Source organism: Acidobacteriota bacterium (genome assembly GCA_016195325.1).
Classification (GTDB): domain Bacteria; phylum Acidobacteriota; class Polarisedimenticolia; order JACPZX01; family JACPZX01; genus JACPZX01.
This window is the reverse complement of sequence record JACPZX010000121.1, coordinates 1-13,439: the sequence shown is the minus strand read 5'-3', so window position 1 is coordinate 13,439 and position 13,439 is coordinate 1. Positions and strand designations below refer to the sequence as shown.

Genomic DNA, 13,439 nt, shown 5'->3' with positions numbered 1-13,439 from the left:
TCTGCACTCAATCATCGACGACGCTGTCGAGTTCCTGTTGAACAACGCCGCACGCGCCCATCCGAAGCGAGATCGCGTGACGGGACGCATGCGCTTCGGGCTCGAATACGTCGGTGTCAGGGCTTAAGGACTACCCTATGAGGCCGCCCTTGCTGTGGCCGATCAGGTTGATCCGGCTCGTCCCAAAGGCCGTGAGTGCGGAGGGCACCAGCGCCATAATCCTCCCTGCGTTCGCGGTGACGAGGTCGTGCTTACCCACGTCGTACGCGAGGCTGAGGTCCCCGGGGATGAAGGGCTTGAACGTATTCCAGGTGGACGAATCGCTCCTCATCCCGTGGATCAGCACGGCGGGGCGCATCGCGCGGATTCGCAGTTCGACCGACACGATCTGCACCTTCCAGTCCCGCGAGCCGCCCGCGACGTTCACGACCACCTGGACCAGGTTGTGGCCCGGGCTCGGCGGGAGCCCCGACCCGTTGAACCGCGCGTCCAGCGGAAGACCTTGACTGAACCAGGCCGGATCCAGATCGAAGACCGAGTCGGAGAATCGCCCGCTGTGACCGGTCAGGAACCCCAGAAACTGTCCGTTGAGAAAGACCTCGTCGAACTCGCACACGGGATCGGGACAGACGGAGTCCACGTCGTACGCTCGAATCACGAGCTGCGGAACGGCCGTCAGGAGCGACGGGTAGTCGAGCCCGTTCTTGCTGAAGACCCGCGTCACCTCGATCGGCACGACGAGAGGTGGGCTCGAGGCGTAGAACCACACGTTGAGGTTCGGATGGTCCGTCGTAGCAAACCTCTCGTCGTCGGCGAGCCCCGTCGGGTTCGTGGGCATGGCGGCGACGGTCAGTGACTCGGGTGCGTCGTCCGGCAGGACGGAGGCGACGGAGACGGCGACTCCGCAGAAGAAAGAATAGAGGCAAGTCAGGACTCCCATGCACCGGACGACGTGGGCGGCGCGCAGCGATTTCATAAGAAAGTCTCCTTTGGGAGCCATTCGGCAGGCGGGTATTGCGAGACTAACTCAGACCGGCGGGAATGGCAATCGGGAGTTCCGGTACGCCTCTATCTGAGGATCACCCGCGTCATCTTCTCCGTGGCGAGGTACGCCTTCGCCGCGCCGGCGACGTCGGCGGGAGTGACCGTCGGGAGTTCCCTCCACGGTGCCGGCACCGCGGAGTGCGCGCGCAGCTCGTCGAGGCCGGCGGCGAAAGCCTTGTTGATGCGCGAGAGGCCGCGCATCAGGATGCGCACCCCCTCCGAGCGAATCGCCGAGGCGATCTCGTCCTCCGTCGGCGGCCGGGTCGCGAGCTCCCGGATCTGCTCGTCCACGGCGGCGAGGGCCTCGTCGAGCTGCTCCGGCTTCGTCCCGACGCGCACCGTGAAGAGCAGGTGCCCCGCGAAGAGCTCCGCTCCCGCGCCGAGGGAGTAGGCGAGCCCCTTCTTCTCGCGGATCTCCATCCCCATCCGCTTCGAGAGGATCGCGGCCGCCGCGGCGAGCGCCGGAACCTCCGCGGGCTTCGGATCGAGGAGCACACCCTCGAGCACGTACGCCTGCGCGCCGCCGAGCTTCTCCTCGACCCGCGACGGCGCCGCCGGCGTCGTGGCGGGGGGCGCGATCGCACCCGAAGTCCCCGCCTCCATCGCGCCGAAGCTCCCACGGACGAGATCGAGCGCGGCCTCCGGCGGCAGGGATGTGGCGACGGAGAGGATCAGGTTCGACGGCGTGAAGTAGATCCGGCGGAAACCGTCGAGATCGGCGGCGGTGATCGATTTCACCGACTCCTCGGTGCCGAAGGGAGAGCGGCCGAGAGGCGCGTCCTTCCCGAGGAGGGCGCGGAGGAGCAGCCCGCGCCCCCTCTCGCCGGGGCGGGCCGCGCCCTGGCGCGCCCGCTCGATCTGGAGCCCGCGCATCCTCTCGATCGAGTCGGTGTCGAGGGCGGGGGAGCGGACCATCTCCGCGAGGATCGGGATCGCCTCCGGCGCGAACTCGTCGAGCGTCTCCATGCGCATGAACGAGAACTCTGAGGTGGTGTCGGCGTCGTCGTAGGGGATGGACGGATCGTCGGTCACCTTGACGCGCGCCCCGATCCTCGTGAGATCGCTCTCGAGGCGCGACGCGCTGCGCGACGCCGTCGCGTGGCCGGCGAGGCGGTGGAGCAGGTCCGCGATGCCGCCGCGCGATTCGGGCTCTCTCGCCGAGCGGGCGCGCGTGAGGAGCGCCGCCGCGAAGACGGAGGACTCCTGCCCCGAGCGGACGAGCACGGTGAGGCCGTTCGGGAGGACGGTGCGGACGCTCGCGGGCGCCGAAGCCGGGACGAGGGCGGGGCGCGTCCCCTCCGTCACGTCGGGCCCTGCCTCGAAGAGCGACCACCGGCCCGAATCGGCGAGCGACGCCGCCACGGCGGCCACGTCCGTGGCGGTCACCGCCGCGATCTTCGCCGGGCCGTCCACGACCGCCTGCCACCCGCAGCACGCGATCGTCGGCGCGCGATCGAGGCCGAAGTAGTGAGGCTTTTCCTCCAGGAGCGAGAGGGTGACGCGGTCGGCGACCTTGCGATGGGCGAGATCGTCGGGATCGGGGGGCGTCGTCAGGCGCTCGCGCACCGCGCCGGTGAGCGCGCGCATCGCCGCGTCGTAGGGGAGGGCGTCGTCGAGCGTGGCGGTGATCTCGAGGAGGGCGCCGCCGCGGCTTCCCGCGAGCTCGACCGAGGCGTCGAGGATCTTTCCGGGGGCCCCCTCCCGGCGACCGTTCGCCGCGTCGACGAGACCCGGCTCGATCATCGCGGCGAGAAGGGAGGCGGCGGGATGCCGCGGGTCGCGAGGTGAGGGCGCCTCCGCGGCGAGAGCGATCCGCCGGGAGCCTCCCGGGATCTTGAGGGAATGGAGCACGCCGATCGCGGCCGCGGCCGGGCGGCATGCCGGCGGCGCACCCCCCGGCGGCTCGGGAGCCGGGGCGATCCCGCCGAAGGCGGCGCGCGCCCGGGCGAGCGCGTCGCCCGGCGTGACGTCCCCCATCACCAGGACCGTGAGGTTGTCGGGGCGGTAGTGGCGCCGGTGGTAGCTCACGATGGCGTCGCGGGTGAGGGAGCGGATGCTCGCGTCGGTCCCGGTGACGGGGAGGGCGCACGGCGTTCCCGCGTAGAGAATGGCGTCCAGCGCCTCCTGGAACCGGGTCGCCTCCTGCGTGGCGTCCTTCGCGATCTCGTTGAGGACGATGCCGCGCTCCTTCGCAAGCTTCGCCTCGGGAAAGTTGGAGCGGAAGAGCATCTCGGACTCGGCGGCGAGCATCTCCGCCGTCTCGCCCGCGGGCCCGAGCATGAAGAGGGTCATCTCGTCGACCCCGGTGTGGGCGTTGTTCACGATCCCGCGGCGATCCAGGTCGTCGTAGAGCTGCTCCTGCGTCCGCGCGTCCGTGCCGTTGAAGAGGAGGTGCTCGAGCATGTGCGAGATCCCGTTCTCCCCCGGCCCCTCCGACGACGCGCCGCTCCGGATGACGGAGACGACCGCGACCAGGGGGACCCCCGGCTGCGGGATGACGAGGATCTCCGCGCCATTGGCGAGGACCGTCCGGCTCGCGGAGGCGACCCCCGCGGCGAGCGGTGGCGGGCCCCCGGGCGCGGCGAGGGGGACCGTGAGAAGGGCGGCGAGAGTCGTGGCACGTGCGCGGCGCATGATGGCGATCATCGATTCCTCCCAGGTGGGGCGATTCTATCTCAGCGCGCCCCGGTTGATTCCTGAGGGGGCGTGGTATTCAATAGCCCCGATGGTCACGATCGATCTCTCGTCGAGGACGGGCCTCGTCTTCGGCGTCGCCAACCAGAAGAGCCTCGCGTGGGCGATCGCCCGCACGCTTCACGGCGCGGGGGCCACTCTCGCCTTCGCCTACCAGGGGGATCGGCTCAAGGAGCGCGTCGAGGGGCTCGTCCGGGAGATCGGCGGGAAGTGCCCCCTCTACGAGTGCGACGTCACGAAGGACGAGGACATCGCCGCGACCTGCGCCCGCGCCGGGAAGGATCTGGGCCGGATCGACTACCTCGTCCACAGCGTGGCCTTCGCGCGGAAGGAGGATCTCGAGGGGGACTTCGTGGCGACGAGCCGCGAGGGTTTTCGCACCGCCCTCGACATCAGCGCGTACTCGCTGGTCGCCATCGCGCGCGAGGCGGCTCCCTACATGGAGGCGCATGGCGGCAGCATCGTCACGCTCACGTACATGGCGAGCGGCCGCGTCGTCCCTTCCTACAACGTGATGGGGACGGCGAAGGCCGCCCTCGAGCACGCGGTGCGCCAGCTCGCGTACGAGCTCGGACCGAAGAATATCCGCGTCAACGCCATCTCCGCCGGGCCGGTGAGCACCCTCTCCGCCCGCGGCATCTCCGGAGTCCTCGACATGCTCCACGTCTCGCGCGACAAGGCCCCGCTCCGCCGGAACATCGAGGCGGACGAGGTCGGGAAGGCCGCCCTCTTCCTGCTCAGCGATCTCGGGAGCGGGGTGACGGGAGAGGTTCTTTTCGTCGACGCGGGCTACAACATCATGGGCACCTGAGCGGACGTTCGCCCCGCCCGCAAACCTCACGGAGAACCGACACATGCGCGCCACCATCGAGACGAGCGAGGGAAAGATCACCGTCCGTCTGTTCGAGAAGGAATCGCCGATCACCGTCGAGAACTTCGTCGGGCTCGCCGAGGGGACGAAGGAGTTCACGGACCCCGTCAAGCGCGAGAAGACGAAGCGCCGTTACTACGACGGCACGAAGTTCCACCGGATCATCCCGAGCTTCATGATGCAGGGGGGGGACCCGCTGGGGACGGGGACGGGCGGCCCCGGTTTCAACATCAAGGACGAGTTCCATCCGACGCTGAAGTTCGACCGTCCGGGGCTTCTCGCCATGGCCAACGCGGGGCCGAACACCGGCGGCAGCCAGTTCTTCATCACCCAGATCCCCACGCCGTGGCTCACCGGCAAGCACACCATCTTCGGCGAGGTGGTCCAGGGGCAGGACATCGTGGAGCGCATCTGCGGCACGCTCGGATCGCCGCAGGGCCGCCCCACGAAGGAAGTCCTCGTCAAGTCCATCACCATCGAACGCGCCGGCGCCTGAGCGCCGGCCGTCCTCATCGTCATCATCTGGAGGTGAACCGAAGATGTTGAATCGCGCTTCGCTCAAGGGTCTTTCCGCCGCGGCCGCCGTCGCCGCCGCCCTCGCCGTGACGTCCGCACCCGCGGCCGCGGCCGACGCCCCCGCGTGGAAGTCGCAGGCCGGCAAGTACGCCGTCTTCGACACGACTGAGGGGAAGATCGTCTGCATCCTCTACGAGAAGGAGGCCCCGAAGACCGTCGAGAACTTCACGGGGCTCGCGACCGGGACGAAGGAGTTCAAGGACGCGGCCACAGGCAACCAGGCGAAGCGGCCGTTCTACGACGGCACGAAGTTTCATCGCATCATCCCCGGCTTCATGATGCAGGGGGGCGACCCGCTGGGAACCGGCACGGGCGGGCCGGGGTACAACATCCCCGACGAATTCGTCTCCACGCACAAGTTCGACATCCCCGGCCGGCTCGCCATGGCCAACACGGGACGTCCGAACAGCGGCGGAAGCCAGTTCTTCATCACGCAGGTTCCGTACCCCTCCCTGAACGGGGGCTACTCCGTGTTCGGGCAGGTGGTCGAGGGACAGGACGTCGTGAACAAGGTCTGCGCCACGCTCGGTTCTCCGAGCGGCAAGCCCACCAAGGACGTCATTCTCAGGAAGCTCACGATCGAAACGGTCGCGGGGAAGTAAGAGGGAACACTTGGTCGACTTCGATCTGACGGAAGAGCAGGAACAGCTCCGCGCCCTGGCCCGCGAGTTCACGGAGAAAGAGATCGCGCCGAAGGCCCCTCACCACGATCAGACGGGGGAGTTTCCGCGCGAGATCTGCCGGAAGGCGTGGGATCTCGGGCTCATGAACACGCACGTCCCGGAGGCCTACGGCGGGATGGGCCTGGGCGTGCTCGACGGCGCCATCATCGCCGAGGAGATCGCGTGGGGATGCACCGGCATCGGCACGGCGATGGAGGCCAACACTCTCGCCGAGGCGCCCGTCATCGTCGCCGGCTCCGACGAGCAGAAGAAGGCATGGCTCGCGCCGATGATCCGCGAGTTCAAGTTCGCGGCGTACTGCGTGACCGAGCCCGACGCGGGCAGCGACGTGGCGGGGATCAAGACGCTCGCCCGCCGCGTGGGAAGCGACTACGCCCTGACCGGCAGCAAGATGTGGATCACGAACGGCTCGGTCGCCGACTGGTACTTCGTGCTCGCGTACACCGATCCCGACAAGAAACATCGCGGCATGAGCGCCTTCATCGTCCCGAGGGCCAGCGCCGGGATCGACGTCGGCAAGAAAGAGAAGAACATGGGGCAGAGGGCGAGCGACACGCGCGCCGTCACGTTCACCGACGTGAAGGTGCCGGCCGCGAACCGCCTGGGGAACGAAGGGGACGGCTTCCGGATCGCGATGGGCGCCTTCGACCACACCCGGCCCATCGTCGCCTCGGCGGCGGTCGGCCTCGCCCGCTCCGCCTTCGAGCACGCGGTCCGCTACTCGAAGGAGCGCAAGGCGTTCGGCGTTCCCCTCGCCGCGCACCAGTCGATCTCGTTCATGATCGCCGAGATGGCCATGAACATCGAGGCGGCCAGGCTCCTGGTGTGGAAGGCGTGCCGGACGATCGATCAGGGGAAGAGGAACACCCGCGAAGCGGCGTGCGCGAAGGCCTTCGGGGCCGACATGGCGATGAAGACCGCCCTCGACGCCGTCCAGATCTTCGGGGGGTACGGCTTCAACGGCGAGTACCCGGTCGAAAAGCTCATGCGGGACGCCAAGGTGTTCCAGATCTACGAGGGGACCTCGCAGATCCAGCGCCTGATCATCGCGAAGGAGATCTTCGAGCGGTCCTGATCACCGCGTGCAGGCGATCGCCAGCACCTTCTTCTTCTGCGGCGTTCCGCCGAACTGGTTGTCCGCGGCCACCAGCGTCGCCTGCGCGCCCGCTCCCGGCCCCAGCACCGTCGGCGGGTCGAAGACCTTCAGCGACTGGACCCCCGTTCCGTCGACCGTCAGGGCGATGATCTGCTCGTTCGGATTGAGCAGCGTGCCGTCGAGCCCGTAGTCCGTCACGCAAAGGCTGAGCGCGCGATCCCCGGCGGTCGTTCCGAAGGTCAGATCGTCGGCGACGGGAACGAGCGTGGAGCTCGCGATCTTCGGGTCCTGGATGGCGATGTCGTTGATCGTCAGCGACTGCGTGGTCCCGTCATCGACGACGACGACGACCTCGTCCTCGACGTCGCCGTCGAACTGGATCCCCGTGGCGCCCACGATGTGGCCGTTCACGGGCGCCGTCCTGGCGATGCTGATCCCGGCCTCGGGACGGCGCTTCGCGTAGTTCATCTTCCGGAAGTCGAGGAACTCCCCGCCCTGTCCTTTCTTGAGCAGGATCATCTCGTCCTCGCCGTCCCCGTCGATGTCGGCGCCGCCCAGGACTCCCACCGTGCCGTTCGGGAGCCGCAACCGGGAGGTCGCCTGCGCGTCGAGATCGGTGTCGAGAAACTTGGGAGTTCGGTAAAGGTTGATGAGGCGTCCGGTCGTGGGCTTGGTGACGCCCGCCACGAGGTTGAAGTTCCGCACCGTCGTGCGGAGCCCTCCGATGGATGTCGGCCTGAACTTCGGGTCGTTCGCCAGAACCGGGCCGACGCTGCCGCTGAAGTCGGGGGCGCGCGTCGATTCGATCGAGTGCCCGCCGGATTTCCCTTCGCGCAGCGCGAAGACGCGCGTGGGGAGCGTAACGGGAGTCGTGGCCTTGCCGGGGGCGTCCGCCGGATCGTCCGTGATGCCGAGGGTGTACAACCCGGGCCTGAGGTCGGTGGCGATGCTGCACGTGGTCAGGGAGCGATTGACGCACGAGGCGGGAGTGATGTTTGCGGACTCGAGGAAGCTGCAGACCACGGTGTCGCCGGAGGTGACGTTGGGGTCGGCGGAGAGTTGCACCGAGGATCGCGTTCCCGGCGGCGCAAACCCGAACCCCACGTTGCAGAGATCGAAAGTCGTCGTGAAGGGGCTGCCCGGGAAGGCGTCGACCGGCGGCGTGAGATTGCTGTACCGATCGTCGGGATTCCCCTCGACGAGAAAGGTGCCCTTCGTGTCGAGGATGACGGGTTGAGACACTCCGTTCGAATCCATCAGCGTCACACTGCTGAACGCAAACGTTCCCGGTCCCGGGAAGATCGTCGTGAAATTGACGTCCAGAACCGTCTGGACTCCGGCAATCTGGGCGCCCGGCCCGGTCCCGCTGCCGGTGCAGGTGACCGTGAGGGTGCCGGCGTTGTTGTCAATGATGGGCGGATCGCACGCGCCGGTTCGGCCTGCGGCATCGAACAAGGAGGCGCTGGGCGCCACGTCGTTCGGATCCCCCGCAATCACGTTTGGATTGCCGATCGACATGAGGTTGGTCGGGCTCCAGGTGAGCGTGAACGAGAGGGACGTGACATCGACGACGGAGCCGAGGGTGAAGACGGCGTGAGACTTGCCGGGCCCCTCGAGTTTCTGAAGGCGGGCTCCGGTATCCGATGTCGCCGAGAGCTGGGCGGGCAACGCCATTTCGACCGTCACCGGCACGTAGGCGGAATTGTTTCCTTCCAGCGAGTTCCCGTTGGGGTCGCTCTCGAACACCTGCCCGCCGGAGTCCGTGCTGAGTCCGATGAAATAGTTTCCCGGAGTCAATGAGAAGGGAAGCGTGCAGGTGTTGGCGCTCAGACCGAGGGTGCGAGTTTCCGTTTGTCCCCCCAGCAGGCCGGGAGGAACCGAGGCCTGCGTGAACATCTCGTCGAGGCTGCACAGCGTCGTCCCATTCGGGTTGGCGTTCGGATCGCTCGTGAGGACCACCGTGTTCGTGTGATTTCGCGCAACGGCCGTGCCGATGTTCTGCACGGTGAAATCCACGAACAGTCCGTTCCCCGCGTGCAGTGCGTTCGGATCGAGCGCGTTCCCGCGGGCCTTGATCAGGGGATCGAAATTCGAGTCCAGCCCGATGGTGAGGTCACGCTCCGGAAAATCGATGGTCACGTTCGTGCAGACGACGTTGTTCAGCTCGTTGGTCTCGAAGATCACGCCGCCCTGCTGGTTCAGACTGGTGGGTCCGGCGACGTCGAGCTTCGTGCAGATCTTCCGTGGGCCAGGAGTCGTGAAGACAGGGGCGTGCGAGATGGTGAAGATGCCCGACGATCTGTTCGCGTCGACGCTGGGGTCGGTCAGCTGACTGATCTGCGTCGTATCGATGACCGTGTCGGTGCTGTCGACCGTCGCGTCGGCGGAGATGACGGTCACAGCGAGCGTCGCTCGCGGCAGGCTGCCGGGCCCGAGGTTTCGGGCGGTGCAGCTCACAGTGACCGTGTCGCCGTCTACGAAGTGATTGGGATCGGCCGGAGACGACTGGACGCAGCCGGTCAGCGTCAGGTCCGACTGCGCGGATCCGATCGTGTACTCGGCGTTGACGAAGTTGGAAACGCCCTGATTCACAAAGATGGCCTGAATGAAGAAGGAGTTCTGGTCGTCCCAGAGCATCGTCCCGACGCCGTTGACGGACCCGTTCGACTTGATCTTGATCGTGCCGAGCTTGACCGTTCCCTTGGGCAGCACGGCCCCGCCGCTGTTGTGCACCTCCCAGTGAATCGCTCCGGTGTTGGCGTCGTTATCTACAGTCTGCGCGACAGGATCGTTCCACGCGGTCGAGAGGGTCGGGTCGAGCACGGGGTTCAGAACGATGTCCGAGCCGCGATCGACTCTGAACACGACGTCAAACCCGAAGAGCCCGGGGTTGGGCACGGAGTCGATGAAGATGTCCACCGAGGCCGGCGTGTTCGGATCGGACGGGACGTTGAAGCTCGTGGGCGAGAACCTGAGCGTCTGCGCCAGCAGGGGAGAGGCGGGGGAGAGGGCCACCAGCGCCACCAGGGCCACGAGGCCGGAGCGCCGGGAGAATCCGCGGGAGCGTGCCGTGTCGAGTCTCATTCGATGTCTCTCCTCGCCAGTCGTCGTTCTCTTCGGCCGTCGATGCGACCCCTCACCCCATCCGTCGCCCACGGCTTCGCGAGAATCGTCGCGAAGGGGGCGGGATCGTAACGGATGTCATGGACTGTCGTCGCAGGGGCCGTCATTTGAACAGCCGACCCGACCGATGTCAAGCCTCCACGGCTCCCCCCCGAGCCGAGGCAATCCGCTGAAGGGCGACACGTTAGACCCGGGGCGCGTCCCGCCGGTTGACGGCCGCCAGGGGACGCGCGAGGTATACTGCCCGCCCACGCGAACCCCGGGGGGAGCCCGTTGATCTTCGAGTCGATTCCGGTCGGCGCCTTCCAGTGCAACTGCGTCATCCTCGGCGATGAGGCGACCCGCGAGGCCCTGGTCATCGACCCGGGGGACGAGATCGAGCGGATCACCGAGATCCTGGATCACCACCGCCTCACGCTCCGGAAAACGCTCCACACCCACGGGCACCTCGACCACATCGGGGCGGCGGGGGCCCTCAAGCGATCGCGGGGGGCGACGGCCCACATTCATGAGGGGGATCTTCCGCTCTGGCGCGCCTTCCCTGAAGCCGCCGCGGCGTTCGGGATGGCCGCGGAGGAGCTTCCCGCCCCCGACGCTTTCCTCGTCCACGGCGACCGCATCCCCTTCGGCGCGCGCGCGCTCGAGGTGATCGAGACGCCGGGCCACACGCCGGGAAGCATCTGCCTGCGCCTCGATCTTCCGGAGCGGCCGGCGGAGCCCATCGTCTTCACGGGCGACACCCTCTTCTGGAAGGGGATCGGGAGGACGGATCTGTGGGGAGGGGACTACCGCCAGCTTCTCGGTTCGATCCGCGACCGGGTCTTCGCGCTCCCCGACGACGCGCTGGTCCACCCCGGCCACGGGCCGGCCACGAGCATCCACGACGAGAAGCGGGGGAATCCCTTCATCGGGGAGATTTTGAAGGGGCCGCGTCCTTCGGGAGCCCGATGACGATCCCTCCCGAGGCCTTCAGCCTCTCCACCTGCTGACGCTCCGCGGCCGCCTTCGCCCGCGCCGCCGCGTGCGCGCGGTCCATCGCGTCCACCTGGTCGTAGTACTTCTTGAGCAGGCCGGCGGTGTACAGGATGGTTGAGACGCCGACGGTCGTCAGGAGCAGGGCGAGGGCCACCGAGAGGGCGCGGATCGGCCAGGGGGTCCGAGGATCCTCGACCCACCGGAACGACACGCGCGGCCCCCGGGGCACGAGGCGCAGCGAGGGCTTCCCCTCGTCGCCGGGGTCGTCGGGTGCGGGATCGAAGAGGTCGAGCATGTCCGTCACCGCGGGGAGCGAGGCGACGCGTCCACGGGGAGCCGCCCGGCCACGTCGGGGCTCGTCCTCACGACTCTCCCCGCGAGGAGGACGGCGGCCGGCGCCGCCTCGAGGATCTCGCTCACCGGCATCGTGAGAGGGTTCGAGCGCAGGACGACGATGTCGGCCCGCCTCCCGGCCTCGATCGCTCCGGCCCGATCTTCCTCGAAGGCGGCGTACGCCGCGTCCAAAGTGAAGGCCCTGAGGGCCTCGCCGATAGTCATCCTCTCCTCGGGCCTCCACCCGCCCGCGGGGAACCCAGATCGGTCCTGACGCGTCACCGCGGCGTAGATTCCGAGGAACGGGTTCTGGGACTCGACGGGAAAATCCGAGCCCCCCGGGAGTGGGACGCCGGTCGCGAGGAGCTTGCGCCACGCGTACGCCCCCGCGATCCTCTTCGGCCCCAGCCTCGCCTCGGCCCAGCGCATGTCGGAGGTGCAGTGCGTCGGCTGCATCGAGGGGATGATCCCCGACGCCTTGAACCGGGGGATGTCCTTGAGCCTCAGCACCTGGGCGTGCTCGATCCGGAAACGGTAGTCACCCTTCGGCGCCCCCGCGAGAGCCGCCGTGAGCGCGTCCAGCGCCCCGGCGTTTCCCCGGTCGCCGATGGCGTGGACGCAGACCTGGAATCCCTTCGCGATGGCCTGGCGCGCGATCGATTCGATCTCGGCCGGCTCGCGCGTGATGAGCCCGCGCTGCCCCGGCGCGTCCGCGTAGTCCTCGAAGAGAGCGGCCCCCCGGGAGCCCAGCGCGCCGTCGATCCCGAGCTTGATCGCCCGCAGCGTGAAGAAATCGCCCCCCATGCCGAGGATCGGGGGCTCGGCGAAGGCGTCGTTGACCGGGCGCTGCGTGCCCCCGAGCATCGCGTAGACCCGAATCGGGAGATCCCCCGCCGCGGCCAGCTCCTTGTAGATGGACTCTTCCTCGGTCGAGATGCCCGCGTCGTGAACCTCGGTCAGCCCGACGTCGAGGCAGCGGTTGAGCGCGAGGACGATCGCCTGCTTCGCGTGGGCCCGGTCGGCCGGGGGAATGTGCGACTCGACGAGGCGCATCGCGTTGTCGACGAGAACGCCCGTGGGCGACCCCGCCGCGTCCCGCACGATGCGGCCGCCGGCGGGATCCGGCGTCTCGCGGCCAATCCCCGCGACGTCCAGCGCGCGCGAGTTGAGCCAGAGGGCGTGACCGTCCACCCGGAAGAGGGCGACCGGATGGAGCGGCGCGGCCGCGTCGACGCTGGCCCTTCCAGGGAACTCGTTCGTCGGCCACCGCGTCTGATCCCACCCTCGGCCCCGGATCCACTCGCCGGGAGGTGCCTTCGAGGCCGCCTCGCGCACTCTCGCCGCGGCGTCCTCCTCGCTCTTCGCGTCGAAGAGGCTCACCTGCGTCAGCTCGAAGCCCAAGGCCGACACGTGACCGTGCGCGTCGGTGAGGCCCGGGAGGAGCGTGAAGCCGCGGAGGTCGGCAACGCGCGTCCGCTCGCCGCGGAGCGCCATAGCCTGGGTCTCGCCGCCGACGAAGGCGATCGCGCCGCCGCGGATCGCCACGGCGGATCGAGTCGAGCGGGCGGGGCCGACGCCGACGACGTCAGCGTTCAGGAGGATGAGATCGGCGGGGAGCGGCTCGTGCGACGCCGCGGCGGACGCCGGGGCGGGCGCCGCCAGCGCGAGCGCGAGTGCGAGAACGACTCCGGGACGCGCGGCCCGGGGCCCCGCCGGTGAGGTGTGTGTCACGGCCGCGAGTATAACGCCGCCGGCCCTCCGTGCTCAGGGTGAGTTGAGCTACCATGCAACGTCATGCTGCGCGGCGCCGTCATGCCGCGCGCGCCGCGGGACGAACGGCGAGGTGCCCATGCCCGAGAATGACCGCGAGCCCAGTCACACGGCGCCGTGGCCGCGCCGGCGATTCCTCGGCGCCGCCGCCGCGGCAGGCGTGGGCGCCGCCCTGGGGCCGTCCGCGGCCGTGGCTGCGCCGGCCGCCGCTCCGCCCGAGCCGCCCCCCGCCGCGCCCCCCGCTCCGCGCGCGACGTTCGACATCCACGGATCG

11 protein-coding genes are annotated in these 13,439 nt (G+C 68.7%); 5 read left to right on the top strand and 6 right to left on the bottom strand.

The window, feature by feature from the left end; translation table 11 throughout:
- Nucleotides 1–130 precede the first annotated feature (130 nt).
- Together HY049_20055 and HY049_20050 are read right to left on the bottom strand one after the other, a co-directional pair.
- Entirely contained in the window at nucleotides 131–976 is an 846-nt protein-coding gene (locus tag HY049_20055) for a hypothetical protein (protein MBI3451194.1), read from the bottom strand.
- A gap of 92 nt (nucleotides 977–1,068) precedes the next feature.
- Nucleotides 1,069–3,690, bottom strand: a complete 2,622-nt coding sequence (locus tag HY049_20050; GenBank protein MBI3451193.1) for an insulinase family protein — start codon at nucleotides 3,688–3,690, stop codon at nucleotides 1,069–1,071.
- 79 nt (nucleotides 3,691–3,769) lie between these two features.
- Here HY049_20050 and HY049_20045 point away from each other — a divergent pair, with 79 nt between their 5' ends.
- From HY049_20045 to HY049_20030, 4 genes are read left to right on the top strand one after another with little or no spacing between them, the layout of a single operon-like run.
- Complete coding sequence (locus HY049_20045) at nucleotides 3,770–4,549, top strand: enoyl-ACP reductase (GenBank protein ID MBI3451192.1); 780 nt, start codon at nucleotides 3,770–3,772, stop codon at nucleotides 4,547–4,549.
- 43 nt (nucleotides 4,550–4,592) lie between these two features.
- On the top strand, nucleotides 4,593–5,105 hold the full coding sequence (locus tag HY049_20040) for a peptidylprolyl isomerase (GenBank protein ID MBI3451191.1): 513 nt from the start codon (nucleotides 4,593–4,595) through the stop codon (nucleotides 5,103–5,105).
- A gap of 43 nt (nucleotides 5,106–5,148) precedes the next feature.
- A complete protein-coding gene (locus tag HY049_20035; protein MBI3451190.1) occupies nucleotides 5,149–5,787 on the top strand; it encodes a peptidylprolyl isomerase in 639 nt (212 codons plus the stop codon).
- A gap of 10 nt (nucleotides 5,788–5,797) precedes the next feature.
- Nucleotides 5,798–6,943 (top strand): acyl-CoA dehydrogenase family protein, encoded by a 1,146-nt coding sequence (locus HY049_20030; protein ID MBI3451189.1) that lies wholly within the window; start codon nucleotides 5,798–5,800, stop codon nucleotides 6,941–6,943.
- Here HY049_20030 and HY049_20025 read toward each other — a convergent pair whose 3' ends face one another.
- Nucleotides 6,944–10,048 (bottom strand): hypothetical protein, encoded by a 3,105-nt coding sequence (locus HY049_20025; protein MBI3451188.1) that lies wholly within the window; start codon nucleotides 10,046–10,048, stop codon nucleotides 6,944–6,946.
- 312 nt (nucleotides 10,049–10,360) lie between these two features.
- Here HY049_20025 and HY049_20020 point away from each other — a divergent pair, with 312 nt between their 5' ends.
- Nucleotides 10,361–11,038 carry an MBL fold metallo-hydrolase gene (locus HY049_20020; protein ID MBI3451187.1) on the top strand — a complete coding sequence of 226 codons (678 nt, stop codon included), beginning with the start codon at nucleotides 10,361–10,363 and terminating at the stop codon, nucleotides 11,036–11,038.
- On the opposite strand, the gene HY049_20015 is transcribed toward HY049_20020, so the two are convergent.
- From HY049_20015 to HY049_20005, 3 genes are all read right to left on the bottom strand, one after another.
- On the bottom strand, nucleotides 10,992–11,366 hold the full coding sequence (locus HY049_20015; GenBank protein MBI3451186.1) for a hypothetical protein: 375 nt from the start codon (nucleotides 11,364–11,366) through the stop codon (nucleotides 10,992–10,994). The genes HY049_20020 and HY049_20015 overlap by 47 nt on opposite strands.
- Nucleotides 11,363–13,126, bottom strand: a complete 1,764-nt coding sequence (locus HY049_20010; GenBank protein MBI3451185.1) for an amidohydrolase — start codon at nucleotides 13,124–13,126, stop codon at nucleotides 11,363–11,365. Before HY049_20010 ends, HY049_20015 begins: the two co-directional genes overlap by 4 nt.
- Before the next feature lie 144 nt (nucleotides 13,127–13,270).
- The coding region (locus HY049_20005; protein ID MBI3451184.1) for a hypothetical protein at nucleotides 13,271–13,439 on the bottom strand (169 nt) is incomplete at its 5' end.

Excerpts from the sequence above, each read along its gene's own strand:
- HY049_20035 (MBI3451190.1), top strand. The coding sequence starts at position 5,149 with ATGTTGAATCGCGCTTCGCTCAAGGGTCTTTCCGCCGCGGCCGCCGTC.
- HY049_20055 (MBI3451194.1), bottom strand. The coding sequence starts at position 976 with ATGAAATCGCTGCGCGCCGCCCACGTCGTCCGGTGCATGGGAGTCCTG.
- HY049_20050 (MBI3451193.1), bottom strand. The coding sequence starts at position 3,690 with ATGATCGCCATCATGCGCCGCGCACGTGCCACGACTCTCGCCGCCCTT.
- HY049_20045 (MBI3451192.1), top strand. The coding sequence starts at position 3,770 with ATGGTCACGATCGATCTCTCGTCGAGGACGGGCCTCGTCTTCGGCGTC.
- HY049_20025 (MBI3451188.1), bottom strand. The coding sequence starts at position 10,048 with ATGAGACTCGACACGGCACGCTCCCGCGGATTCTCCCGGCGCTCCGGC.
- HY049_20040 (MBI3451191.1), top strand. The coding sequence starts at position 4,593 with ATGCGCGCCACCATCGAGACGAGCGAGGGAAAGATCACCGTCCGTCTG.